This is a genomic window from Agrobacterium sp. LY4 (genome assembly GCF_001526585.1).
Lineage (GTDB): Bacteria > Pseudomonadota > Alphaproteobacteria > Rhizobiales > Rhizobiaceae > Agrobacterium > Agrobacterium leguminum.
Map to the genome: position 1 here is coordinate 1 of NZ_ASYA01000007.1, position 25,158 is coordinate 25,158.

25 protein-coding genes and 1 riboswitch are annotated in these 25,158 nt (G+C 60.3%); of the genes, 10 read left to right on the forward strand and 15 right to left on the reverse strand.

Going from position 1 to position 25,158, the window contains the following annotated elements; translation table 11 throughout:
• Positions 1–92: 92 nt before the first annotated feature.
• From L904_RS08565 to L904_RS08580, 4 genes are all read right to left on the reverse strand, one after another.
• Positions 93–1,058: an aliphatic sulfonate ABC transporter substrate-binding protein gene (locus L904_RS08565; RefSeq protein ID WP_020811575.1), complete on the reverse strand. Its 966-nt coding sequence runs from the start codon at positions 1,056–1,058 to the stop codon at positions 93–95.
• Between the two features lie 285 nt (positions 1,059–1,343).
• On the reverse strand, positions 1,344–1,832 hold the full coding sequence (locus tag L904_RS08570; RefSeq protein WP_003507846.1) for an Lrp/AsnC family transcriptional regulator: 489 nt from the start codon (positions 1,830–1,832) through the stop codon (positions 1,344–1,346).
• A 70-nt stretch (positions 1,833–1,902) separates the two neighbouring features.
• On the reverse strand, positions 1,903–2,547 hold the full coding sequence (locus L904_RS08575) for a uracil-DNA glycosylase family protein (RefSeq protein ID WP_197416745.1): 645 nt from the start codon (positions 2,545–2,547) through the stop codon (positions 1,903–1,905).
• Positions 2,540–3,133 carry a thermonuclease family protein gene (locus L904_RS08580; RefSeq protein WP_035262213.1) on the reverse strand — a complete coding sequence of 198 codons (594 nt, stop codon included), beginning with the start codon at positions 3,131–3,133 and terminating at the stop codon, positions 2,540–2,542. Before L904_RS08580 ends, L904_RS08575 begins: the two co-directional genes overlap by 8 nt.
• A 108-nt stretch (positions 3,134–3,241) precedes the next feature.
• Between L904_RS08580 and pdhS2 the strand changes: the two genes are divergently transcribed.
• Positions 3,242–4,777 carry a two-component system sensor histidine kinase PdhS2 gene (pdhS2, locus tag L904_RS08585; RefSeq protein ID WP_035262217.1) on the forward strand — a complete coding sequence of 512 codons (1,536 nt, stop codon included), beginning with the start codon at positions 3,242–3,244 and terminating at the stop codon, positions 4,775–4,777.
• 60 nt (positions 4,778–4,837) lie between these two features.
• Here the strand turns inward: pdhS2 and L904_RS08590 are convergent, their stop codons facing one another.
• Entirely contained in the window at positions 4,838–5,242 is a 405-nt protein-coding gene (locus L904_RS08590) for a diacylglycerol kinase (protein WP_020012886.1), read from the reverse strand.
• Between the two features lie 8 nt (positions 5,243–5,250).
• A complete protein-coding gene (gene cobT, locus L904_RS08595) occupies positions 5,251–6,285 on the reverse strand; it encodes a nicotinate-nucleotide--dimethylbenzimidazole phosphoribosyltransferase (protein ID WP_003522166.1) in 1,035 nt (344 codons plus the stop codon).
• A 152-nt stretch (positions 6,286–6,437) separates the two neighbouring features.
• Here cobT and L904_RS08600 point away from each other — a divergent pair, with 152 nt between their 5' ends.
• Genes L904_RS08600 through L904_RS08610 form a run of 3 tightly spaced genes read left to right on the forward strand, consistent with a single transcriptional unit; the run spans position 6,438 to position 8,138 of the window.
• Complete coding sequence (locus L904_RS08600) at positions 6,438–7,223, forward strand: adenosylcobinamide-GDP ribazoletransferase (protein ID WP_035262243.1); 786 nt, start codon at positions 6,438–6,440, stop codon at positions 7,221–7,223.
• Between the two features lie 19 nt (positions 7,224–7,242).
• Positions 7,243–7,434 (forward strand): DUF1289 domain-containing protein, encoded by a 192-nt coding sequence (locus L904_RS08605; protein ID WP_035262220.1) that lies wholly within the window; start codon positions 7,243–7,245, stop codon positions 7,432–7,434.
• A complete protein-coding gene (locus L904_RS08610; RefSeq protein WP_035262223.1) occupies positions 7,431–8,138 on the forward strand; it encodes a TIGR02281 family clan AA aspartic protease in 708 nt (235 codons plus the stop codon). The genes L904_RS08605 and L904_RS08610 overlap by 4 nt, the downstream gene beginning before the upstream one ends.
• Positions 8,139–8,405: 267 nt before the next feature.
• Here L904_RS08610 and L904_RS08615 read toward each other — a convergent pair whose 3' ends face one another.
• Positions 8,406–9,008 carry a hypothetical protein gene (locus L904_RS08615; protein WP_125146930.1) on the reverse strand — a complete coding sequence of 201 codons (603 nt, stop codon included), beginning with the start codon at positions 9,006–9,008 and terminating at the stop codon, positions 8,406–8,408.
• A 291-nt stretch (positions 9,009–9,299) separates the two neighbouring features.
• Positions 9,300–9,450: riboswitch (FMN riboswitch) on the forward strand.
• A 120-nt stretch (positions 9,451–9,570) separates the two neighbouring features.
• Between L904_RS08615 and ribB the strand changes: the two genes are divergently transcribed.
• Positions 9,571–10,212 (forward strand): 3,4-dihydroxy-2-butanone-4-phosphate synthase, encoded by a 642-nt coding sequence (gene ribB, locus L904_RS08620; protein WP_035262229.1) that lies wholly within the window; start codon positions 9,571–9,573, stop codon positions 10,210–10,212.
• 274 nt (positions 10,213–10,486) lie between these two features.
• On the opposite strand, the gene L904_RS08625 is transcribed toward ribB, so the two are convergent.
• The 4 genes from L904_RS08625 to L904_RS08640 form a co-directional block, all read right to left on the reverse strand.
• Positions 10,487–11,275, reverse strand: coding sequence for an SDR family oxidoreductase (locus L904_RS08625; RefSeq protein ID WP_035262232.1), 789 nt, complete (start codon positions 11,273–11,275; stop codon positions 10,487–10,489).
• 14 nt (positions 11,276–11,289) lie between these two features.
• Positions 11,290–12,768, reverse strand: a complete 1,479-nt coding sequence (locus L904_RS08630; protein WP_035262235.1) for a sugar ABC transporter ATP-binding protein — start codon at positions 12,766–12,768, stop codon at positions 11,290–11,292.
• Positions 12,769–12,886: 118 nt separating this feature from the next.
• On the reverse strand, positions 12,887–13,816 hold the full coding sequence (locus L904_RS08635; protein WP_035262239.1) for a sugar ABC transporter substrate-binding protein: 930 nt from the start codon (positions 13,814–13,816) through the stop codon (positions 12,887–12,889).
• 134 nt (positions 13,817–13,950) lie between these two features.
• Positions 13,951–14,931 (reverse strand): ABC transporter permease, encoded by a 981-nt coding sequence (locus L904_RS08640; RefSeq protein WP_035261338.1) that lies wholly within the window; start codon positions 14,929–14,931, stop codon positions 13,951–13,953.
• 440 nt (positions 14,932–15,371) lie between these two features.
• Between L904_RS08640 and L904_RS08645 the strand changes: the two genes are divergently transcribed.
• The 5 genes from L904_RS08645 to L904_RS08665 all read left to right on the forward strand — a co-directional run bounded on the left by L904_RS08645 (position 15,372) and on the right by L904_RS08665 (position 20,513).
• Entirely contained in the window at positions 15,372–16,181 is an 810-nt protein-coding gene (locus L904_RS08645) for a transketolase (protein ID WP_035261335.1), read from the forward strand.
• Positions 16,181–17,137: a transketolase family protein gene (locus L904_RS08650; RefSeq protein ID WP_035261333.1), complete on the forward strand. Its 957-nt coding sequence runs from the start codon at positions 16,181–16,183 to the stop codon at positions 17,135–17,137. The genes L904_RS08645 and L904_RS08650 overlap by 1 nt, the downstream gene beginning before the upstream one ends.
• Positions 17,138–17,253: 116 nt before the next feature.
• Complete coding sequence (locus tag L904_RS08655; protein WP_035261330.1) at positions 17,254–18,723, forward strand: FGGY family carbohydrate kinase; 1,470 nt, start codon at positions 17,254–17,256, stop codon at positions 18,721–18,723.
• A 20-nt stretch (positions 18,724–18,743) separates the two neighbouring features.
• Positions 18,744–19,703: a sugar-binding transcriptional regulator gene (locus tag L904_RS08660; protein ID WP_035261328.1), complete on the forward strand. Its 960-nt coding sequence runs from the start codon at positions 18,744–18,746 to the stop codon at positions 19,701–19,703.
• Between the two features lie 24 nt (positions 19,704–19,727).
• Positions 19,728–20,513, forward strand: a complete 786-nt coding sequence (locus L904_RS08665; protein WP_035261326.1) for an SDR family oxidoreductase — start codon at positions 19,728–19,730, stop codon at positions 20,511–20,513.
• 172 nt (positions 20,514–20,685) lie between these two features.
• Here the strand turns inward: L904_RS08665 and L904_RS08670 are convergent, their stop codons facing one another.
• The 4 genes from L904_RS08670 to L904_RS08685 form a co-directional block, all read right to left on the reverse strand.
• Positions 20,686–21,447, reverse strand: a complete 762-nt coding sequence (locus L904_RS08670; protein ID WP_003520396.1) for an ABC transporter permease — start codon at positions 21,445–21,447, stop codon at positions 20,686–20,688.
• A complete protein-coding gene (locus L904_RS08675; protein WP_035261323.1) occupies positions 21,444–22,370 on the reverse strand; it encodes an ABC transporter ATP-binding protein in 927 nt (308 codons plus the stop codon). The genes L904_RS08670 and L904_RS08675 overlap by 4 nt, the downstream gene beginning before the upstream one ends.
• A gap of 104 nt (positions 22,371–22,474) precedes the next feature.
• Complete coding sequence (locus L904_RS08680; RefSeq protein ID WP_035261319.1) at positions 22,475–23,296, reverse strand: sulfite exporter TauE/SafE family protein; 822 nt, start codon at positions 23,294–23,296, stop codon at positions 22,475–22,477.
• A 485-nt stretch (positions 23,297–23,781) separates the two neighbouring features.
• On the reverse strand, positions 23,782–25,080 hold the full coding sequence (locus L904_RS08685) for an extensin family protein (RefSeq protein WP_035261316.1): 1,299 nt from the start codon (positions 25,078–25,080) through the stop codon (positions 23,782–23,784).
• Positions 25,081–25,158 lie beyond the last annotated feature (78 nt).

The window sequence follows — 25,158 nt, forward strand, 5'->3', positions numbered from 1 at the left end:
GACATGCTCACCCTACGTTTAAGGAACATTGCTGAATCAACCTCTCAGCAACACCCGCCAGCGGGTTGAAGAGACTCACCTTTCCGACCCGCTCAGCTCGCCTTCGGCCGCCAGACGATATCCGCCACGTTGAGTTTCTTCGGCACGATCTTCAGATCGTGGAACTCATCCGCAAGCGCCTGCTGATAGGCGATGGCCTCATCCGGAACCAGCGAAACCCGTCCGAGATCGGCGCCCGGCCGCGTCAGCGAGACCTTGGTGACATCCTCGGGAACGCCGGTGATCGACGCCAGCGACTTTGCCGTTGCATCGATATTGGCCTGCGCTTTCGCACCCACATTCGCCAGCTCCTTGAGGATCAGCGGCACGAGATCGGGATTGGTCTCCACGAAATCGCCATTGGCAAGGAAATAGCTCCACGGATCGACGATGCCTTCGGCGGTCGAAAGAACCCGCGTCGTCGGCTCTTTTTCCGCCACGGCGAAATAAGGATCCCAGATCGACCAGGCATCGATGCTGCCGCTGCGGAAGGCGGCGGCCGCATCCGGCGGGGCGAGATCGACCGGCGTAATGTCGTTCAAGGTCAAACCAGCCTTTCGCAACGCCTTGACGGTGACATTATGGGCGCTGGAGCCGCGCTTGAAGGCGACCTTCCTGCCTTTCAGGTCTTCCAGCGTCTTCAGCGGCGAATCCTTCTGCACAAGGATGGCCGATCCGCCGGCCGCAGCCTTGTAGGTGCCCACATAACGCAGATTGCCACCGGCGGCCTGCGCGAAAAGCGGCGGCACGTCGCCGGTCGGCCCGATATCCAGCGCGCCGGCACCCAGCGCCTCGAGAAGCGGCGGCCCGGAAGAGAATTCCGACCATTTGACCTCAATGCCGCGATCCTTCAGCAACGCTTCGAGCGCGCCCTGGCTTTTGGCGAGCGCTATCACGCCATTCTTCTGCCAGCCAATCCGCAATGTGGTGGTTGCGGCACTCGCCCGCCGGATATGCGGCAGAAACACCGCCCCGGTCGCACCTGCAATCAGTCCCAATGTTCCGCGTCGTGTAAGCATATGGATATCCCTCGCTATTCCATCCTTCGACAGTAAAAGCGTAGATATTCGAGAGATTTTATCAAAATCGCAGTTTGCGCGCAGACAGCCCCGGGAGAATTGAATGTGCGAATTTGCCACGATGGGCGGAATAGAATTGTCGTGCCCCGGCGAGGGCTACCGGATGAACCTTCCGGTTGGATCGGCCCTTGGCGGGCCAGATCGACGGGAAAAACGACCCGCAAATGAAAATGCCCTCCCCGGCAACCGGAAAGGGCATTGGTCGAAAAACTGACCGGCGGCGGATTACTCCTCGCCGGATTTCGGATTGTCCAGCAGCATGTAGTCGAGCGGCAGCTCGGTCGTATATTTGATCTGCTCCATCGCGAAGGCGGAGGACACGTCGCGAATTTCGATCTTGGCGATCATGCGCTTGTAGAAGGCGTCATAGGCCGCAATATCAGGCACCACGACGCGCAGCAGATAATCGACATCGCCGCTCATGCGGTAAAATTCGACGACTTCCGGAAACTCGGAAACCACCTCGGAGAAACGCTTCAGCCATTCGATGGAATGGGAGGCAGTGCGGATGGAGACGAAAACCGTGACCTTGGTGTTGACCTTGACCGGATCGAGCAGCGCCACGCGCCGGCGAATAACGCCGTCTTCCTCCATCTTCTGGATACGCCGCCAACAGGGCGTCGTGGAAAGGCCGACCTTTTTCGCCAGATCGGCAACGGCCAGCGTGGAATCCTCTTGCAGAATGCGCAAAATCTTACGGTCTAGGCGATCCAATGCGTCTATCCTCCTGAATTAATTTCCTTTCAATACACTAATTTTTGCAGAAAAACAGAAAATTGTTTCACTAAAGCCGCATTTCCACATGTTGTCGCAGAACCGGCAGCAGTTCCTCCGTGAACCATGGGTTCTTTTTCAGCCAGCCGGTATTGCGCCAGCTCGGATGCGGCAGGGGAAAAATGCCGGGGCCGGAATTGGCATGGAGAAAGCCGCGCCAGTCCTGCACCGTTTCCGTCATGGTCTTGCGCCGCCTTTCACCCAGATGAAAAGCCTGTGCATATTGGCCAATGGCGAGGATCAGCTCCACCTGCGGCATTGCCATTATTACCCGCTCACGCCATTGCGGCGCACATTCGCGCCGGGGCGGCAGGTCGCTGCCCTTGTCGTCATAACCGGGAAAACAGAAGCCCATGGGCACGATGGCGAAACGATCCGGATCGTAGAATGTCTGCCGGTCGACGTTCAGCCATTGGCGCAGCCGGTCACCCGAGGCATCGTTGAACGGCAGCCCTGTTTCATGCACGCGAAGCCCCGGCGCCTGCCCGGCAATCAGGATGCGCGCTTTGGTCGACATGACGACCACCGGCCGGGGTTCGTGCGGCAGGCGATCGGCCATTCCCCTGAGCGGCTTGTCGCGACAGAGACGACAACGGGCGATTTCGCCGCGCAACCCGTCCAGCCCGTCATCACGCACCGGTGCTATCTCAACCATGATCCCACCCCAGAAGATGACGGACAATGGTGAGCAACCCCGCCGCCGGCGTTTCCAGATCCGCGGCACGGTGTTCCCGCCGCCATTGCGACGGTTTCTCGAATTCTCCCGCCCAGATGCCGCGTGCCTGCCTGCGCGCCGCCGCCTGCTCGCTGGAGAACTGGAAATAACCGGATGCGACGGCAAAACCCGCCGACACCATTTCCGATGAGACATCCCTGCCGCCGGCGGAACAATAAACCAGCAACCGCCCGTAACGGTCCCTGGAACTGCCGGAACAGGAAAAATCCTCAGCCCCGGCCAGCCTTTGCAGAACACGACGCGCTTCCCCGCCGCATGGCCAGCTTTCGCTGCCGCGCAGACATGTCTGCGCAAGCTCCGGCGCATCGATGCCAAGCAGCCGGAAACGTTCCTCACCCTTCGACAGCGTATCGCCATCGATCACGAAGAAGCGGCCGCTATAGGTTTCGCTGTTGATCTGGTCGAGCTTGGCCGCGATCAGAATGCCGAGAAAAACCGTGGCGAGAAAAAGCCCGCCATCGCGAAATGCCGAAAGCCGCCTGCCCTTGCCTCCATTTCGTCTCATGTAACAACAAACCCTTGTCAGAAATGGCAAACAAATCCTTTCACGGCAGCATCTTCTTAAGATTTTGCGCGTAGTCTGCAAGGGTTCATGTCACCCTGCGTTGTAACAATGAGTAAAAGCGTCAGCACGTCCACCGACAAGATCATCGTCGACCGGTCGAAAAAGCACCGCAACAAGGCGGTCTTCGACACGGTGAAGACGACGCGTGAACGCCTGCAGCAGGGGGCCGGCGCAAGCGACGCCTATGAACGCGAAATGCTGACCATGCACATCGCCGAAACCCTGCAGGGCGCGATGATCATGCCGCTTTTCATCCTGCTCGCCTCCATCATCGGCCTTTATATAACCCGCGACATCAGCCTGATCATCTGGTCGCTGATTGCGCTGAGCTTCCACGCCTTTTCCCTGCTCTTGGCCAAGCGGGCGGCAAAACAGGAGATCACGGCCGACAATCTTCAGCACTGGAAAAGTCTTTTCCTCGGCATGCAGATCCTCATCGGCTGCGCCTGGGCGATGTTTGCGCTGGCCGAACCGGTGCGCAACGACCCGACGCTCGTGCTTTTCTTCAAGGGCTCGACGCTGCTGATCGCGCTTTCGCTCACCGCCATGGCCAATTTCATGCTGCGGCGGGCGACCTTCATGACCTTTTTGCCGGTGCTGGCGGCTCTCTGCATGACCTCGGCCATTTCGCGCAATCCTTTCGATGTCGGTCTCGCACTGATGTTCGGCATGGCCATCCTCTTCTGTCATCGCATCACCAGCCGCCTTTACCAGACCAGCATCAAGCTCCTCTCCTCCCAGACGGAAAAGGACGACCTGATCGCCGAACTCGAAGTCGCGAACTCGGTTTCGGACGAGGCACGGCGGCGCGCGGAAGAAGCCAATCTGGCGAAATCGCGCTTCCTCGCCTCCATGTCGCATGAACTCAGAACGCCGCTCAACGCCATTCTCGGTTTCTCCGAGGTCATGTCATCAGAGGTGCTCGGCCCGCTCAACAATCCGCTCTACAAGGAATATTCCGGCGATATCCATCGCTCCGGCCAGCATCTGCTTGATCTCATCAACGAAATCCTCGACCTGTCGCGCATCGAAGCCGGCCGCTACGACCTCAACGAAGAAGCGATCTCGATGCTGGAAATCGCCGAGGATTGCATCGGCATGATCCAGCTTCGCGCCCGCGCCAAGAACATCAAAATTTCCCAGCAGTTCGAAAACAGCCTGCCGCAGGTCTGGGCCGATGAGAAATCCATCCGTCAGGTCATCCTCAACCTGCTGTCCAACGCCGTGAAATTCACGCCGCAGGGCGGTGAAATCCTCGTGAAAGCCGGATGGACCGCGGGCGGCGGCCAATATGTCTCGATCAGGGATAACGGTCCCGGCATTCCCGAGGACGAAATTCCCGTGGTGCTGTCCGCCTTCGGTCAGGGATCGATCGCGATCAAGAGCGCCGAACAGGGAACCGGCCTTGGCCTGCCCATCGTTCAGGCCATTCTCGCCAAGCATGACGGCCAGTTCATCCTGAAATCGAAACTGCGCGAGGGCACCGAAGGCATCGCCATCTTGCCGGCCAAACGTGTGCTGCAAAGCCTGCCGGCAGTGGAAGAAACCCACGCCATCCAGCCGCGCCGCCGGTCCTTCGCTTAGGGCACTTCCAGGAAAAGTGGCCCCGGTTTTCCGTCCGGAAATGCCTTGAGGCTAACAACTTCAGAAGAACAGCGTCGTTACCAGCGAATACAGCACGAAAAATCCGTTCGCCATCAACAAGCAGAAGACGGCAAAAGAGCCGAGGTCCTTGGCGTGCCGCCCGACCGAGGAGATTTCCGGCGAAATGCGATCCACCAGCTCTTCGATGGCGGTATTCAGCGCTTCCACCGAAAACAGCAACAGCATCAGCACCGTAAAGACGAGAAGATGCGCAAAGGGTGCACCGACGACCAGAAGCAGGGCAAGCCCGACGCCGAAGGCGAGAACCTCATGCCGGAACGCCGCTTCCTGCCACAGCCGGCCAAGCCCCTGCACGGAATAGCGCGCCGCGGCAAAAAGATGCCGCCAGCCTTTTTCCTTGCGAAAGGCGGGTTCCGGTTGCTTCTTTTGCGGCGTCACGTCCATCTTCGGCCTCAATGGTCGGTGCGGGAACTGATGCGGGTGTCCACACCCGCCGCTTCGAATGTCGCCATGCCGGAATGGCAGGCGGCGGCGGCCTTGACGATGCCGGCGGCAAGCGCTGCCCCCGTGCCTTCGCCGAGACGCATGCCAAGCGCCAGAAGCGGCGTCTTGCCGAGCTTTTCGATGGCGGCCAGATGGCCCGGCTCACCCGAGACATGGCCGATCAGGCAATGGTCGAGCGCCGCAGGATTGGCAGCCTTGAGGAGAGCGGCAGCGGCCGTCGCCACATAACCGTCGATCAGCACGGGAATGCGCTGCACGCGGGCAGCAAGGATGGCACCGGCAATCGCGGCGATCTCACGTCCGCCGAGACGGCGCATGATCTCCAGCGGATCGGACAGATGATCCTTGTGGAATTCCACCGCTGCCTTCACCGCCGCGATCTTGCGGGCCATGACTTCGCCTTCCGAACCGGTGCCCGGACCGGTCCATTCTTCCGCCGTGCCGCCATAAAGCGCGAGATTGATCGCCGCCGCAATGGTGGTGTTGCCGATACCCATTTCGCCGACGCAGAGAAGATCGGTGCCGCCGGCAATCGCTTCCATGCCGAAGGCCATGGTGGCGGCGCAGTCGCGCTCAGAAAGCGCCGGCTCGCAGGTGATGTCGCCGGTCGGATAATCGAGCGCCAGATCGAAAATCTTCAGGCCAAGATCGTTTGCAACGCAGATCTGGTTGATCGCCGCCCCGCCTGCCGCGAAATTTTCCACCATCTGCTGGGTCACGGATGTCGGATAGGGCGTAACGCCGTGCCGGGTAACGCCATGATTGCCGGCGAAGATCGCCACCAGCGGACGGGTGACAGCCGGAGAACGGCCCGACCATGCGGCTAGCCACATGGCGATTTCTTCGAGACGTCCGAGCGAACCGGCAGGCTTGGTCAACTGCGCATTGCGCTCCTTGGCCGCCACAAGCGCGTGCGTATCCGGGCCGGGAAGCTCGCGCAGCAGCGCGCGGAAATCGTCGAAGGGCAATCCGCTCATGCTCATGATATCTGTCTTTCTCGTCGTCGGGTTGGCTGTCGCATCGGCTCATGCGTCCGGAACTTGTGTTTTCCGGCAAATCGGTCTTTGTTGCGCCTCTCATAATCGCGGATGCGCCGCGGAACAACCGGAAATGCAGCGACTGCAACGGAGAGAGCATGAAGGCCGGGGATTTTATAACAGATGTCATGCATTCCCTCGCCTTTCTGAGCCGCCTGCCCGTTCCCTCGCGGTTTTTCGATGATGCCGACGGCGTGTCGATGCGCCGCACCGCCCGCGCCTTTCCCGCCGCCGGCCTGCTGATCGCCCTGCCCGCCGCTTTCCTTATTGTAGTTTTCGCAGCCTTCGACGCCTCTCCGCAGCTCACCGGCTGGCTCGTCATCGGCCTGATCGTGCTCATCACGGGGGCCCTGCACGAAGACGGCCTGGCCGACATGGCCGATGGTTTCGGCAGCGGCAAGGAGAAGGCGCGCATGCTTGAGATCATGAAGGACAGCCGCATCGGCAGCTATGGCACGATTGCCATGATCCTGTCCTTTGCGCTTCGCGCCACCGCACTCGCCTCGCTCATTGAGACGCTGCCGGCAAAGACCGCCGCCGCCACCCTGATCGCCGCGCTTGTCCTGAGCCGCGCCCTGATGGTGTGGCACTGGCAATCCCTGCCCGCCGCAAAAACCTCCGGCATCGCCGCCGGCGCCGGCCAGCCAGGCTCAAGCGAGCGCAACATCGCGCTGGTGATCGGGCTGCTGCTTTTCACACTCTTCACGCTGCACGCGCTACCGCTTCTGTCGATTGCACTCGTGCTGGCGGCAGCCTTTCTGGCGGCCGTGCTTTTCGGCAGGCTCTGCGACAGGAAGATCGGCGGCCATACCGGCGACACCATCGGTGCGTGCCAGCAGATCACGGAGATCGTGATTCTCATCGCCCTTGCCCTTGCGGCGTGACAGCCTGATATAAATCATCATGGAAACACCCTGCATTCATATCTGCCGCCTCGATGAAACCAGCAGCCTCTGCATCGGCTGCGGGCGGACGCTGGATGAAATCGGCGGCTGGGCGGGGTATAGCGACGAGAAGCGCCGCGAAATCATGCGGTTGCTGCCGCAAAGACTGGCAAACCTGCCCGAGACCGCCAAGGAGACGCATACCGCATGAACAGGCTGACCATCGTTCTCCTCCTGCTGGCCGTCGGCCTTGGCCTGCTTCTCATCAATCACGACGGCGGCCGAACGCTCGGCATCGATAACGATCGATTCGCCCACGTGCTTTATCTTCTGCCCATTGCGGGCCTATTATCGGCCGGCATTCTGGCGGGAAGACGCGGCAGTTTCGGCACCGTCATCCGCCAGCTCGCCGTCTGGCTCGTCATCATTCTCGGCCTCGTCTCGCTCTATCTCTATCGCTACGACCTGCAATCCTTCGGCGACCGGCTGCTGGGCGGCCTGATGCCCGGCCGCGCCGTGGTGGTGACGACAGCTGGCGGCGAACAGGAAATCGTCCTGCATAAATCGATGAGCGGCCATTTCGAGGCAAATGTGAGCGTCGAGGGCAAGACGATCCACATGCTGGTCGATACCGGTGCAAGTTCCGTGGTGCTCGCCAATGCGGATGCGACCGCAATCGGCATCGACACCGCAAATCTCCGCTATACCGTACCGGTGATGACCGCGAATGGCCGCACGGCGGCAGCCCCCGTCACCCTGTCGGAAATCAGCATTGGCCCGATCATGCGACGCAACATCCCCGCCCTCGTCGCCCAGGATGGCCAATTGGGCCAAAGCCTGCTCGGCATGAGCTTCCTGTCGACGCTCGGTTCGCTGCAGATGCAGACCGATGAATTGCGCTTACGGGACCGGTAAGCTCCTCCCGGAGAAGGCGTCTTATCTTGCGATCAAACGCCCCCATCACAATATACGTGAAGTAACGAGGAAAGGGTTGGTCAACGTTGACCCGCTGAAGCAGTGGCTTATCTCGAAAAATACCGCCACTTCGGCAAATCATTGACATGCCGCACTGACCATGAGACAAGATTACATATTCAACGCAGGGGTTCTCAACATGATCGGTCCTGATCCTATCCTACTTTGATCTAAACGTCTTTCCACTGTGAGAAGCGAAGCGTCGAACTATGGTTTCGGCGCTTTTTGGTTTTTTGAGATGCCCGGCGAACGGATTTTTCGCTTTAGTTTGTATCCCCTGTATTTTCCTTCCATTGTCTGCAAAAGCTTCTCGCCGGTTTTCTTTGCCTCTTCCGCATGCTCGTAGAGGCTACGAATGGCACTTTCCCGACCCTCGAGTGAAATATTGGTGAAACTCTTACGGTATATTCCATCTATCTTGGCGCGGATTTTATCCAAAACACCATAGAAATAGACCACATCTCCAATATACTCTCTTCCAGTGGCCGATATGGAATCGATATTCTTCAGATAGAAATGTGTGTGACGTGCATCTGTAATATGCGGGACGAAATCTTTGTTTTCCTTGATGCGCTCCCTGAAAGTCACATAGGAAATAGGTGCGGCAAGGAAGATCGCCATATCGGCTGTATTAAAGTCGATTTCCGCATACAGGGATCGAATAAATTTCTCTTTTTCTCGCGATTTTTTCCAGAATCCTACGCCCACCGCTACAAATTGTCCAAGTATCCACAGCGTGAAGGCTGTGGAAGCCGCGACCAACGCGGCGAGCAATTGCGGGCTTTCAGATATTTGCTGCGTCGCTGACATGCAACAATTCCCTTAAATATAAAAAAATACACATTGTAATAACGACAATATAAAAATCATAAGATTCCAATATTAACAACATAAATACGATACTTCAGATGGCGAGCGGGCCACGATTTGCGCCGCCAATATCAAATCGGTCTCAATGGAAAAACACGGTAGGAACTCGACCTAAAACGGGCGGAACTAAAATGCTCGTAGAAACGCCTTTCCGAGAGATTTCTTTCTGCCCGGCCCCCGCCCAACGAACCATTGCCCCTTGATTCCTTCCCATTTGATAATTTATGTTGGTTCCGTTCTCAGGGCGGGGTGCAATTCCCCACCGGCGGTATCGGGATTTTTCCCGGAGCCCGCGAGCGCTTCCGGTCTCCAAAGCCGGAAGGTCAGCAGATCCGGTGAGAGGCCGGAGCCGACGGTATAGTCCGGATGGAAGAGGACAAGGCATAGGACGCCTGCGCGTGAGCGGGCGTCGCATTGCATTGTTCGCCCAAGGGATATTTGGCGCTTCTCGAAGCGCGAAAATGCCGCAAAACGGCATAACCCTTGAAAGGCTTAAAAGAAAATGACCATTGCTAAAATTGAAGACGCGATCAAAGCCATTTCCCGTGGTGAGATGGTGATTGTGGTTGACGACGAAGACCGCGAAAATGAAGGCGATATCATCGCCGCCTCCGACAGCATCACCCCACAGCAGATCGCCTTCATGATGAACCATGCGCGCGGGCTGATCTGCGTCGCCATGCCGGGCGAGCGTCTCGATGCGCTCGATATTCCGCTGATGGTGTCGCGCAATACCGAATCCCTCAAGACAGCCTTCACCGTCTCGGTGGACTATATTCCGGGCACCACGACAGGCATTTCCGCCGCCGACCGGGCAAAGACCGTGCGCGCGCTGGTATCGGAAGAATCGCGCCCGGAAGATTTCGCCCGCCCCGGCCACATCTTCCCGCTGCGCGCCAACCCGCAGGGCGTTCTCGGCCGCACCGGCCACACCGAAGCAGCCGTGGACCTCTGCCGCCTCGCCGGAAAATTCCCCTGCGGCACCATCTGCGAAGTCGCCAATGACGACGGCACCATGGCCCGCCTGCCCCAGCTCGAAGTCTTCGCCGAACGCCACGGCCTGCTGGTCGTGACGATCAAGGACCTTGTTGCTTACCTCAAGGGCGAGGTTGTCGAGGATGTTGTGCAGAAGCAGGTTGCGTGAGCTGCTGCTCGTGGTGTGAATACGAAAACGCCCGGCGCAAGCCGGGCGTGATGCTTGTGAAACCATCTGGCTTCTCCTCTTCCGTCATGCCGGACTTGATCCGGCATCCAGCCACGGCGCGTCTGCGCCGTGAGAAGAGTCTTTTGCGATCAAAGACTTGATCGCACTGGACCCCGGATCAAGTCCGGGGTGACGGAGGGAAAAAGCCGCGTCAACCCGGCCCATAGGTCTGGCGCGCCCTATCGTCCACCTCAGCGCTACCGCGTCGGGAACCCTACCAGCAGCAGAAACCGCCATCCACCAGCAAATCAACGCCCGTCACGAAGCTCGCCGCATCGGAGAGCAGGAATATCGCCGGGCCGACCATTTCATCCACGCCCGCCATGCGCTGCATCGGCGTCTGTTCTTCAAAGAGCTTCGTCTGGTGCACCATCTCCGGCCGCGTATTCATCGGCGTCGCCGTGTAACCCGGCGAGATGGTGTTGACTCGAATACCGCGACCCACCCACTCCATCGCCATGGATTTCGACATGTGGATGACACCCGCCTTCGAGGCATTGTAGTGGCACTGCATCAGCCCGCGATTGACGATGACGCCGGACATGGAGGCGATGTTGACGATTGCGCCGCGCCCGTTCTTCAGCATGGCATTGGCTTCCGCCTGGCAGGATAGGAAAACGCCCTTCAGGTTGATATCCATCATCGTCTGGAACTGGCTTTCCTCCATCTCCTCGGCAGGATTGGCATTGGCGATGCCGGCCGCATTGACGGCGAGCGATAGCGCGCCAAGCTCGGCCTCCGTGCGGGCAACCGCATCGGTCAGCGCCTCTTTGCTGGTCACATCAGCGGCGATCTGGATCGACTTGCGCCCGGCCTTGGCGATGAAATCCGCCGTCTGCGCCAGACCGTCATCGGTGCGGCGGTCGAGCAGCGCGACATTGGCGCCGGATTGTGCGAGCCCCATGGCGATCCGCTGGCCGATACCGGAGCCGGCGCCGGTGACGAGCGCCACCTGGCCGGAAAGATCGAACAGTTTCGGCGCGTTGAGCGTGATGGTGGACATCTCTGTTTCCTTCTTCAGATAGTTGCCAGTTCCATGACCGAGACGTCGTTCGCTTCGTCGCGGTTGAGGATGCCGGCCTGTTTTCCCTGCGCGAGCACGAGGATGCGGTTCGAAACGCCCAGCACCTCCTCGAGATCGGAGCTGACGACGATGACGGCCACGCCGCTTTTCGCCAGATCGACAATGATATCGTAAATGCCCGCCCGCGCGCCGACATCGATGCCGCGCGTCGGCTCGTCCAGCACCACCACGCGCGGATTGCGGGCAAGCCATTTGGCAATGACCACCTTCTGCTGGTTGCCACCGGAAAGATCGGACGCCGGCTGTTCGCTGCGGCCCTTCACCCCGAATTTGGCAATAGCCTCCTTGGTAAAGGCGCGCTTGATGCGTGGCGTAATCCAGCCGGTGCCGACGCGGTCAAGATTGGCATAGATCAGGTTTTCGCCGATCTCGTGCTCCACCACCAGCCCCTGCAATTTGCGGTCTTCCGGCACCATGACGATGCCCTTGGCAATCGCATCCGCCGGGCTTTTCAACGTCAGCACCTTGCCATCCAGAAGCACCTCACCCGAACTCGTCGGATCGGCGCCGGAAATGGCCCGCACCAGTTCGGTGCGTCCCGCACCGATCAGACCGGCAATGCCGAGAATTTCACCGGCGCGGACGCCGAAGCTGATGTCGCGGAAGGCATTGTCCGCGCCGGTCAGCCCTTTCACTTCCAGCACCATCTTGTCCTGCGGCTCCGGCAGCGTCGGAAACAGGCGTTCCAGCGAGCGGCCGACCATGCTTTCGACAATGGTGCGTACCGGCGTCGCGCTATCGGCAAATTCATGCACCCGCTCGCCATCGCGCAACACGACGATGCGGTCGGTGATCTGTTTGATCTCCTCCATGCGGTGGGAAATATAGATGATGCCCACGCCCTCGGCGCGCAGCTTGCGCACCTGCTCGAACAGCGCCTGCGTTTCTGCGCCGCCAAGTGCCGCCGTCGGCTCGTCGAGGATCAGAAGTTTGGCGTCCAGCGCCAGCGCCTTGGCGATTTCGATCAGCTGCTGATTGGCGGTCGAAAGGCCGGCCACCTTGCGGGTTGCGGGAATGTGAAGGTTGAGGCGCGCCAATTGCTGCTGGGCTCTGCGCACCATCTCGGCGCGGTCGACAACGCCGTTCTTCATCGGCCAGCGGCCAATGAACACGTTTTCGGCGATGGAAAGCTCCGGTAGAAGCTTCAATTCCTGATGGATGAGCACGATGCCCTTGTCGATCGCCTCTCGTGGCGAAGACGGTGCATAGGGCTGCCCGAGCCATGTCATCGTGCCTTCGGACGGCTCGCGCGAACCGGCGATGATGCCTGACAGCGTGGATTTGCCCGCGCCGTTTTCACCCAGCAAGGCCACCACTTCTCCGGGATAAACATCGAGATCGACGTTCTTCAGGACCTCGAGCGGACCGTAACGTTTGCTGATGCCACGGAGCGAAAGAACCGGCTCGCGCATGACGGGACCTCCCAGGACACGATCGCGGCGGTGATACGCCACAGCCTTGTGTCCAAATTGCATAAAGACAAACCAATGAGAGCCCCGCGCATCCCAGCGGACGCGCGGGGCGGATGCATCAGGGATGGTTGGCGATGAAGCCTTCGACATTTTCCTTGGTGGTCAGCGTCGCATCGGAAAGCTGCACGGCCGGAACCTTTTCACCACCGACGATCTTGACGGCCATCTCGACAGCCGTGCGGCCCATTTTCTGGGTCTGCTGTGTTGCGGTCACGTCGAAGACGCCGTTCTTCAGCGCCTCAAGCGCCGCCGTATCGCCATCGAAGCCGCCAACGACGATCTTCTGCGAGGGATTGGCGACCTTGATCGCCTGCGCCGCGCCAAGCGCCAGACCGTCGGCCTGCGCAAAGACGATGGAGACGTCAGGATTGGCCTGCAGCATGTTCTGCATGATCTGGAAGCCTTCATCCTGGCTCCACATGTTGGACCACTGTTCGGCAACGATCTTCACGCCGGAATTGGCCTTCACCGATTCCATGCAGCCCTTGGTGCGGTCCACTTCCGGCGTCGTGCCCTTCTGGCCGTGGATGATGACCATCTTGCCCGAACCGCCGGCCTGCTTGATGATGTAATCGCAAACCGCCTTGGCGGAAGCGACGGAATCGGTGGCGAGGAAGGTATCGCCCGGCGCGCCATCGGCATTGCGGTCGATGTTGATGACCGGAACGCCGGCGGCCTTGGCAAGCTTCACCGGAACGGTCGCGGCGGCGGCGCCGGCCGGAATATAGATCAGCGCATCGATATTCTGGGTCAGCAGATCCTGGATCTGGTTCACCTGCGTCGGGCCGTCGCCCTTGGCGTCGACGGTGACGACGGCAATGCCGCGCGTCTTGGCTTCGGCTTCGACGGCCTGCTTGATCTGGTTGAAGAAGTTCGCCTGCAGATTGGCGACGGCAAGGCCGATCTTCTTGACTTCGGCGGCATTGGCAGAGCCGAGCGACAGGGCGAGAAGGGCGGCGGATGTCAGCAGAATGCGTGAAAATTTCATGATTATTCCTCCATTTGTTGATTGTTGACCTTCGGGCAGATCGAACCTCCTCCCCTCCGGCCGTTTATTTCACGCCTCCCCAATAAGGAGGGTCGTTTATTGCGCGGACGGCTCAGCACCGTCCGCAGGCAAATTCAGCTTCTGCGGCGGCGCAATGTTTCAGCGCCAACGGCCAGCACGATGACGACACCGATGATGACCTGCTGCAAAAAGGGAGAGACGTTGAGCAGGTTGAGGCCGTTGCGCAGCACGCCGATGATCAGCACGCCGATCAGCGTTCCGCCGATGCCGCCCGCACCGCCCGAAAGCGAGGTTCCGCCGATGACAACGGCCGCAATCGTATCCAGCTCGTAACCGAAACCGCTGGAGGGCTGCACCGAGTCGAGACGCGCCGCAAGAACGATGCCGGCGAGACCAGCAAGAACCGCGCAGGCGACATAAACGCAGATCGTCACCAGCGGCACATTGATACCGGCAAGACGCGCCACTTCGGGATTACCGCCGACCGCATAGACCGTGCGGCCTTCCGAACGGAAGCGCAGGAACAGCCAGGAAACCAGAACCACGACGAGCATCAAAAGCACGGTCGCTGTCAGCACGCCGAAATGGCGGTCGATTGCCAGCATCATGAACCAGTCAGGGAAACCGACGATCTGCTGTCCATCGGTGATCATGTTGGCGAGACCGCGCGCCACCGACATCATCGCCAGCGTGGCGATGAAGGCCGGCACCCGAAAAGCCGTAACCAGAATACCGACCACGAGGCCGCAGGCGGCGGACGCGATCAGCGCCAGCACGATGGCTATGCCCATCGGCATGCCCGCCACATTGGCCGTCCAGCCCATGATCATCATCGACAGCGCCAAAACCGAGCCGACAGACAGATCGATGCCGCCGAGAAGGATCACGAAGGTCATGCCGACGGCCATGATGCCGAGAACAGTGATCTGGTCGAGAATGTTGAGCCCATTGCGCAGCGACAGGAAATTCTCGCTGGCGAAGGTCAGAAACACGCAGAGCAGCAGCAGGCCCAAAAGAGGTCCGGTCGCACCGCTCAACCAGGCAAGCGGGCTCCTGGTGTGCGTGACCCCCTCATTGCGTTCAAGCGCGGACATGGCTCCTCCCGATGACTGTCTTGCATTTTTTAAACCGATTAGAATAATTATTCATCATCGGTGAAACATGCATAAGCCAGTTTCGAGAAGCTTGTCAATAGGCTTGGATGGCGAGGCAGGCCTTGCGCAAGATGGGATAGCTGGAGACTTGCGCCTCCCCACCTCATTCCTGTGCTCGTCACAGGAATCCAGCCGACGCGCGTCTGCGCGGCGGGAAGAGCCCTTTCAGCCCAAGGACTTGGGCTGACTGGATCCCTGTGACAAGCACAGGGATAAGGACGCCGCGAATACCCTTCCCCATGAAAAATTCTGCGACTCCGGAACGGAGCGGCTTGGGCCGAAACAACACAATTCACAATTCCGGCTTGACAGAAACGCCATCTCTGCAATTATATAAATAGCTGTATAAATATTCACACGCATGTTTTGAAGAGGATTCCATGCAGTCCCAGGAGCTAGAGCGCATTGCGCGCCAGATTCGCCTTCGCGACGTACAGGCTGTTTTTGAAGCGGGTGCGGGCCATGTCGGCGGCGAAATGTCGGCTATCGACATCATGACGGCCCTTTATTTCCGCGTCCTGCGCATCTGGCCGGATGATCCGAAGAACCCTGCCCGCGACCGCTTCGTGCTTTCCAAGGGCCATACGGCCTGCGCGCTGTATGTGACGCTGGCCAAGCGCGGTTTCATCCCGGAAGAGGAAATCTCGACCTTCCTGCAGCCGAATTCGCGCCTCAACGGCCATCCGAACTGTAACAAGGTGCCGGGCGTGGAAACCAATACCGGCCCGCTCGGTCACGGACTGCCGGTTGCCGTCGGCATGGCCAAGGCGGCCAAGCTTTCCGGTGCCGACTACCACACCTATGTCATGACCGGCGACGGCGAGATGCAGGAAGGCTCCAACTGGGAAGCCATCATGTCCGCCGCCCAATTCGGCCTGAACAACCTGACGCTGATCGTCGACCACAATCGCTTCCAGCAGGGTGCGGCGCTTTCGGAAACCAACGATGTCGCACCGCTTCGCCCCAAGCTGGAGGCTTTCGGTTGGGAAGTCAGCGAAATCAACGGCAACACCATGGCGGAAGTCGTGCCGGCGCTGGAGCATCGCGGCAATCGTCCGCATTGCATCGTCGCCCACACCAACAAGGGTCACGGCATTTCCTTCATGCAGGACCGCGTCGACTGGCACCATAAGGTTCCAAGCAGGGAACAATATGAAATTGCCGTCAAAGAACTTTCGGAGGCATTGTGATGAACGCGCCCGTAACCGCCGCCAAGCTTTATGACTGCCGCGACGCCTTCGCCGAAACGCTGGAAGCGCTGGCCGCCGGCAATGACAAGGTCGTCGCCGTCTGCAACGATTCGGTCGGCTCCTCGAAACTCGGCGGCTTCAAGTCGAAATTCCCGGAACGTCTCGTCAATGTCGGCATTGCCGAACAGAATATGGTCGGCGTCGGCGCCGGTCTCGCCAATGGCGGCCAGTTGCCCTTCGTCTGCGGCGCATCCTGCTTCCTCACCGGCCGCGCGCTGGAGCAGATCAAGGCCGACCTCGCCTATTCCAACGCCAATGTGAAGCTGATCGGCATATCCTCGGGCATGGCCTATGGCGAACTCGGCCCGACGCACCACTCCATCGAAGATTTCGCCTGGACCCGCGTTCTGCCGAACCTGCCGGTCATCGCGCCCTGCGACCGCATCGAAACGGCCGCCGCCGTCAAATGGGCGGCGGACTATGCTGGCCCCTGCTTCCTGCGCCTGTCACGCGTCGGCGTGCCGGATCTTCTGCCGGAAGGCCACGTCTTCGAACTCGGCCGCGCCAACCTGCTGCGTGAAGGTTCCGACCTGACTTTGATCGCCAATGGCACGCTGACCCACCGCATCGTCAAGGCCGCCGATATTCTGGCGAGCCGTGGCGTCAAGGCGCGTGTGCTGAACATGGCGACCGTACGTCCCATCGATGAGGCGGCGATCGTCGCCGCAGCGAAGGAAACCGGCGCGATCCTGACGGCTGAAGAACATTCGATCTTCGGCGGCCTTGGTTCGGCCATTGCCGAAGTCGTGGTCGAGCAGGCCCCCGTGCCGATGAAACGTCTCGGCGTTCCCGGTGTCTTTGCCCACACCGGTTCGGCCGAATGGCTGCTGGATGAATTCGGCATGGCGCCGGCCGCCATTGCGGATGCGGCCGAAGCGCTGATCAAGAGAAAATAAGGTCTCCTCCCAGAGTCGTCGCGTGTCTTCGGATGCGCGGCGACACCCTTTCTGCAATATCGTCGTTTAATCGCCGCAAGGCCGAAACGAAAAACTGCCGACGAAAGACTCACGTGATGCGCGCAATTCTGTCCATCGATCAGGGCACCACCAATTCCAAGGCCATTCTCGTCTCGGAAAGCGGAGAGTTGCTGGCGCGCGGCTCGTCACCGGTCGGCATCGCCTATCCGCAGCCCGGCTGGGTGGAACAGGATCCGAATCGCATCTGGGCTTCGGTCTGCGAAGCGATCTCCGCCTGCCTTGCCGCCGCGCCCTCCGACGTCGATGTCGCGGCCATCGCCATCTCCAACCAGCGCGAATCCGTCACCATCTGGGACGGCGAAACCGGCGAGCCGCTCGGCCCGGTGCTCAGCTGGCAATGCCGCCGCACGGCGCAGGATTGCGCCGAACTGATCGAGAAGGGCCATTCCGAGCACGTCATGGCGCTGACCGGCCTGCCGATCGACCCGATGTTTCCCGGCGCAAAAATGCGCTGGCTGCTGGAGCGCGCGCCGAAGGGCCGCAGGCTCCGCCTCGGCACCATCGATAGCTGGCTCATCCATTGCTTCACCGGCGGCAAGGTCCATGCCTGCGACGCCTCCAATGCCGCCCGCAGCCAGGTGCTCGATCTCAACCGGCAGGTCTGGAGCGAGGAGCTTTGCGACCTTTTCGGCATCGATATCGACACCCTGCCCGATCTGCGCGACAGCAGCGGCGATTTTGGCGTCACATCAGGCGTTCCCGGCATCAAGGACGGCACGCCTATCCTCGCCGCCATCGGCGACAGCCACGCCGCCCTCTTCGGCCATGGCGCCTTCAATCCGGGTGATGGCAAGGTAACCTTCGGCACCGGCTCCTCTGTCATGACGACCCTGCCGCATTTCATCGCGCCCGAACGTGGCGTCACCACCACCGTCGCATGGCGGCTCGGCGGCAAACCCACCTTCGCCTTCGAGGGCAATATTCTCGTTTCCGCCGCCTCCCTGCCCTGGATGACGGAGATTCTCGGCCTGCCCGATGTCGCCGCCCTCGTCGAGCTGGCCGCCACCGCCGAGCCAAACGGCCCCGGCTTCGTGCCGGCCTTCGTCGGTCTCGGCGCACCCTATTGGGATACGAATGCGCGTGCGCTTTTCTCCCAGATCAATTTCAGCACCAGCCGCGCCCAGATGGCCCGCGCCGTCACCGATTCCATCGCCTTTCAGGTCCATGACGTCTTTGCCGCCATGCGCGCGCAGTCGCCCGCCGGCTTCGGGCGGTTGTTCGTGGATGGCGGGCCGAGCCAGAACCGTTTCCTGATGCAATGCGTCGCCGATATGCTGGAACACCCCGTCATCCAGCGCGATGCGCCGGAAGCCTCCGCGCTGGGTGCGGCCTATCTCGCCGGCCTCGCCCTCGGTTTCTGGAGCGATCTTACGGCCATCGCCGCCCTTGCAAGCCAGGGCAACACCATCGCGCCCGCCAACAGCGAAAGCCGGCAGCGGCTTAGCATCTGGCGCGACGCGATTGCCCGCTCGACCTTGCCTGTAACCTCGGGTAATGGTGAATAAAAATTCACCCTGGAGGGCTTATGGGCAGGCTAAACGAACTTCGAATGATTTCCCGCGTGGCGCAGATGTATTTCAGCGAGCACAAGCGGCAGGCGGAAATCGCCCAGCATCTCAATCTTTCGCAAGCCACCGTCTCGCGCATGTTGAAACGCGCCGAGGCGGAAGGCATCGTCCGCACCAGCATCATTCCGCCGCCCGGCACCTATAGCGATCTGGAAGCGCAGCTACGCGAACGTTTCGACCTGCCGGAAGCCATCGTTGTCGATTGCAGCGAGGATCGCGATGGCGCGATCATGGCCCGCATTGGCGAGGCAGCGGCGCATTTTCTCGAAGTGACGCTGTCGCAGAACGAGATCATCGGCGTCTCCAGCTGGAGCCAGACGATCTTCAAGATGGTGGAAAACATCCACCCGCTTAAAGGCGCCAAGGCGCGCTATATCGTCCAGACGCTGGGCGGCATGGGCGACCCATCGGTACAGACGCATGCGACCCAGATCACCACGCGTCTGGCGCGGCTGACGGAAGCCGAACCGAAACTGCTGCCGGTGCCGGGCGTCGCCACGTCCCGCGAGGCGAAGCTTTTGATGCTCGCCGATCCCTTCGTGCGCGAAACCATCGATCTCTTCGGGTCGATCACGCTCGCCGTCGTCGGCATCGGTGCGGTCGAGCCGTCGGAGCTTCTCGCCCGCTCCGGCAACATCTTTTCCGCCAAGGAACTCGCCGATCTCGCACAGGCGGGTGCGGTGGGCGACATATCGCTCCGGTTCTTCGACAAGCAAGGCAAGCCGGTGAAGACGCCGCTCGATGACCGGGTCATCGGCCTGCCGCTGGAAAACCTCTCCAATGTCGACCGTGTCATTGCGCTCGCCGGCGGCTCGAAAAAAACCGAGGCGATTGCCGGTGCGCTCAGAACCGGTGTGATCGACGTGCTCGTCACGGATAAATTCACCGCCGAACGACTGGTCGGCAAGGAAACATAGCCAAAATCCCATAAAGGAGGAGACATGAGGCGCTTTGAAGGTCAATCCGTATTCGTGACCGGAGGCAACAAGGGCATCGGTTACGGCATCGCCCGCCGTTTTGCCGAGGAAGGCGCGAAAGTCGCCATCGCCTCTGTCGACAAGGACACGCAGGACGCTGCGAAAAAACTCGCGGACGAAACCGGCACCGTCACCCATGGCCTCATCCTCGACGTTCGGGATGCGGCAGCGGTGCGCGAGGCCTATGGCGCCGCCGAAGAGGCGATCGGCCCGCTTTCCATTTCCGTCCAGAATGCCGGCGTCATAACCATTTCGAAGATCGAAGAGCTGACGCAGGAACAGTGGGATTTCAACCTCGACGTCAATACCAAGGGCGCGTTCCTCTGCTGCCAGGAGGCGATCCGCCGCTTTCGCGAAAGCGGCACCAAGGGCCGCCTCGTCAACACCGCCTCCGGTCAGGCGCGGCAGGGTTTCATCTATACCCCGCATTACGCCGCCTCGAAGTTCGGCGTCGTCGGCCTGACGCAAAGCCTTGCCAAGGAACTCGCGCCGGAAGGTATTACCGTCAACGCCATTTGCCCCGGCATCATCCACACCGAAATGTGGGACTATAACGACCGCGTCTGGGGCCAGATGCTGGGCGACTACAAGCCCGGCGAACTGATGGCCGAATGGGTGCGCAACATCCCCATGCGCCGCGCCGGAACGCCCGCCGAAGTGGCCGCACTGGTGACGTTTCTGGCTTCCGACGATGCGGCATACATCACCGGCCAGACGATCAATGTCGATGGTGGGTTGATTATGTCTTGAGGCTCGTTTGGGAACTGGGCAACACGCTGCCCCAATCTCCCTCATCTCTGCGCTTGTCACAGAGATCCAGCCAGCCCAAGTCCTTGGGCTGGAGAGACTCTTCCCGCCGCGCAGACGCGCGTCGGCTGGATTCCTGTGACGAGCACAGGAATGAGGGAGGTAGGCCGTACCGTCAGTTGCGCAGCCTATACCCCGTCTTGAACATCCACCCGACAACACCGAGGCAGAGCGCCAGAAACAGCGTGATCATCGCAAGGCTGATGGCAGGATTGACGTCGGCGATCTCGTAAAAACTCCAGCGGAAACCGCTGATGAGATAAAGCACCGGATTGAAGTGGCTGACCGTCTGCCAGAAGGGCGGCAGCATGTCGATGGAATAGAAGCTGCCGCCGAGGAAGGTCAGCGGCGGCACCACCAGCATGGGGATGAGGTTCAGCTGCTCGAAATTCGTCGCCCAGATGCCGATGATAAAGCCGAAAAGACTGAAGCTCACCGCCGTCAGCACAAAGAACAGGATCATCATGAACGGGTGGGCGATGGTGATATCCACGAAGAAGGAAGCCGTTATCAGGATGATCGTGCCGATCATCAGCCCCTTGGTCGCCGCCGCCCCGACATAACCGGCCAGAATTTCCGTCATCGCCACCGGAGCGGAGAGGATTTCATAGACCGTACCGGTGAATTTCGGGAAATAGATGCCGAAGGAGCCGTTGCCGATACATTGCGTCAGAAGCGTCAACATGATGAGGCCGGGCGTTATGAACGCGCCGTAGGAAACACCGCCAACCTCCTGAATCCGCGAACCGATCGCGGTTCCGAATACAATGAAATAGAGCGAGGTGGAAATGACCGGGGAGACCACGCTTTGCAGCAGTGTACGGCGCGTACGGGCCATTTCGAACAGATAGATGGCCTTGATGGCTTCGAAATTCATTTCTGGCCTCCCACCAGCGAAACGAAGATATCCTCAAGCGAACTCTGCCGCGTTGAAATATCCTTGAAATGGATGTTGGCGGCGAAAAGAGCGCTCAGAACATCGGCAATGCGACCCTGCTCGCCATTGTCCTCAATTTCATAGGTAACGGTGCAGCGGTCATCGGAAAGCGCCAGCCCGAAGGGCGCAAGACTGTCGGGCAATTGCTCAACGGGCTGGGCAAGTTCCAGGAAAAGCTGCTTGCGGCCGAGTTTCTTCATCAACGCCGTCTTTTCCTCCACCAGCAGCAATTCGCCGCCATTGATGACACCCACACGGTCGGCGATTTCTTCCGCCTCTTCGATGTAATGCGTGGTGAGGATGATGGTGACGCCCTTGGCGCGCAACTCGGAAACGACGTTCCACATGTCGCGGCGCAGCGCCACATCCACGCCGGCCGTCGGCTCGTCAAGGAACAGAACCTTCGGCTCATGCGCCAGCGCCTTGGCGATCAGCACACGCCGTTTCATGCCGCCGGAAAGCTCCCGCAGCATATTGTCCTTCTTGTTCCAGAGCGACAGGGATTTCAGGATGCGCTCGATCAGCTCCGGGTTCTTCTTTTGCCCGTGCAGGCCGCGCGAGAAGCTGACGGTGTTCCACACCGTCTCGAACTGGTCTGTGGTCAATTCCTGCGGCACGAGGCCGATCAGGGCGCGGGTCTGGCGAAAATCCTTCACCACATCGTGCCCGCCAACAAGCACCGAACCTTCACCCGGATTGACGAGACCGCAGACAATCGAGATCAGCGTCGTCTTGCCAGCACCGTTCGGACCGAGAAGAGCGAGGATTTCCCCCTCTTTGATATCGAGGCTGACACCTTTGAGCGCCTGAAAGCCGTTTGCGTAGGATTTTGTCAGATTCCGTATCGAAACAATGGCATTCATGGCGAATCTTTCGAAAAACCGAGTAAGATGCACGCCATATAGGCCGGGAAAGGCGCAAATGCCAGTCCGACGGGCTGAACACTGCGTTCGGCGGAGAGGGAAAATCAGCCGTAAACGCTATAGAAAAACTGCGCCGCAACGAAGACCAGAAACAGTCCGAAGGCGCGCTCCAGCTGCTTCTTGCTGAGCGCATGCGCCAGTCGCGCGCCATAGGGCGCGACGACAAGCGTGATGGGGATCAGCAGCACCACGGCGATCCAGTTGATGAAGCCGGTGGAAAACGGCGGCAGGCCCGCATCGCCCCAGCCGGCCCAGATATAACCCAATAGACCCGGCAGCGAAATCAGCACGCCGACGCCGGAAGACGTGGCGACCGCCTGATGAATGGTGCGCCCGTAAAGCGTCATGAAGGTGTTGTTCATCACCCCGCCGCCCACGCCCATCAGGCCCGAAAAAAGCCCGATGCCGGTGCCCACCAGAAAACGACCCGGGTTTTGCGGCAGGTCGGAACCCAGATGCCAGCTTGCCCGGTTGAAGATCATCCGAAAGGCAAGCGCCAGCGCGATGAAGGCGAAGATCAGCCGCAGCGCAACACTCGAGGCATGGGCGGCAACCACGGATGCGAGGATGGTGCCGAGCGGCACGGCGACGATCCAGCCCTTCAGCAGATCGATATCGACCGCGCCCTTCTGACGATGCGTCAGGAACGAGCGGATGGAAGTGGGCACGATAATGGCGAGCGACGTGCCGAGCGAAAGATGCATGCGCACCGCCTCCGGCACATCCAGCAGCCCGAAGACCTGATAGAAGACAGGCACCAGCACCGCACCGCCGCCGATGCCGAACAGCCCCGCCAGAAGACCGGCGACCACACCCGCTGCCGCAAGCGCCGCAGCAAAGACCATCAGCTCTGAAACAGGGGGCATAAAGGCAGGCTCCCGAGGGCCGTTGTCACAAACATGTGACCCTCATAGCGTATCAGAAGAGCGCGGCAAGCCATGTTGGCCGCAGGTCAGTACGGCGCGATGTCTTTTGCCGCACATCCGCGCCGGATGGACCACTCCATGGGATCGTTTCCCATTGCATGCCCTTGCAAAGACGCCGATATCCCCCCGATAAGGCTGTCTTCTTCAACCGGCCTTCGGGCCGGTCTTTTTTTGTGGGCTGTGACGGGCGATTATCGAGCTAGCGGGCGGCGAAACATCCTCAACCTTCGTCATTCCGGCCTGACCCAAAAATCCGCCACCTATGTCATCGGCGGCAGCCCGATGACAAGCCGCACTCCGTATTCGACGTCATCCTCGGCCTTGTGCCGAGGATCTGCCGACGTATCGCCAATACCGACGTTGCAGATGCTCGGGACAGGCCCGAGCATGACGGAGGAGACGCTTTCAACCTACACCGGCGCGACTTAATCGCAATGCCTGTAACCTGACTTGCGGGTGCGCAGGTCGAAGTGAAAATGGTTCCAGTGATTGGGATCGCTGCCCGGTCCGAGAACGGTGGAGAAATATTTGCAGCTGTCGGACCTCACCGCCTTCAGCAGCGCTTTTTCGCGGAAGGCGAAGAAGCTCTTGCTGCGCACGTCGATTTCCTTGCCGTTCTTCAGCGTGATGGTGCCGATATCGATGGCGTTGCCCCGTGCATGTTCGGACCACGGATTGCTGGAGCGTGAATTCATCTTGCGGCAGGAATAACCGCCCATCGGCGTGATGCGACCGACGCCGGAGAGATAGCGGAAGCGCGAGGATGGCACGAGCTCGAACTTCACCCATTTTGCGAAGGCAAGCGTGACCTGGCAATTGAGCTTCACCGCCGGCCGGATGGCGACGCCGCTGGCGAGACCGCTGAGCTCGATCGGATAATCGATACCGCAGGTCGGACCGTCGGCAATGCGCGCAACATCCCGGAAAGCGACGCCGAGGCGGCGCAACTCGGAACGGCAGGCAACTTCGGAAGATGGCATGACGCCGGGCGGCATCGAGCGGTTGCTTTGCAGCCCGCCACCCGCCATTGGATCGTTCGGCATCACCATCGCCACCTCTTCCACCGGCTGACGACGGGAGGAGGCGCCAAGCGGCGGCGGCGGGATGAGCCGCGATTGGCTGGCCCGTTGCGGCTGGCGGGCCGGAGGAACGGCCACGGGATTGTCCGTGCCGATACCATCCACCACCGGCTGCGCCGAAGCACCTTCGGCAATATCCGCATCCTGTTCTTCGGCAAGTCCGCGAACCGGTTCCACGCCCAGCATGGAATCCATGTTCACGCCGCCTTCGCCTTCGGCGATCTGGTTGCTGGTCATCTGCTGCGCGGGCATGGTCTGCCCCTGCATCGTCTGGCCCTGCATTGTCTGCGCCGGCATATTGCTATGGCCGCTGGCCGCCATGCGCGCCTGATGCTGGGAATCGAGCGTTGAATAACCCTGTCCGCCCTGCGGCGATTGCAGCAGGGGATCCTGCGAGGCGTAAGGCTCCGGCATCGGCTGTGAAACGGCTGCCGGATAATCGGTGCCCTGCCCGGCCTGCTCGGCCTGATACACCGCACCCGCCGGCGCGCTGTAACCCTGCTGCCGCGAGGAGCGGATGGCGCTGACGCGTGTGGTGCCGTCCACCTCCGCCGGTGGCACGAGGCCCTCCGCCGAACACGACACCATGACCGTGGAAATCATCAGCAACGTCACAAGACGACGCGGAAGGGAAACATACGCCATACGAGAACCTGTACCTTCAGCGGCCGCTATTCGCGGCAATACAGGATAAATTTTAAAGAAATGAGGTAAACGAAAGCT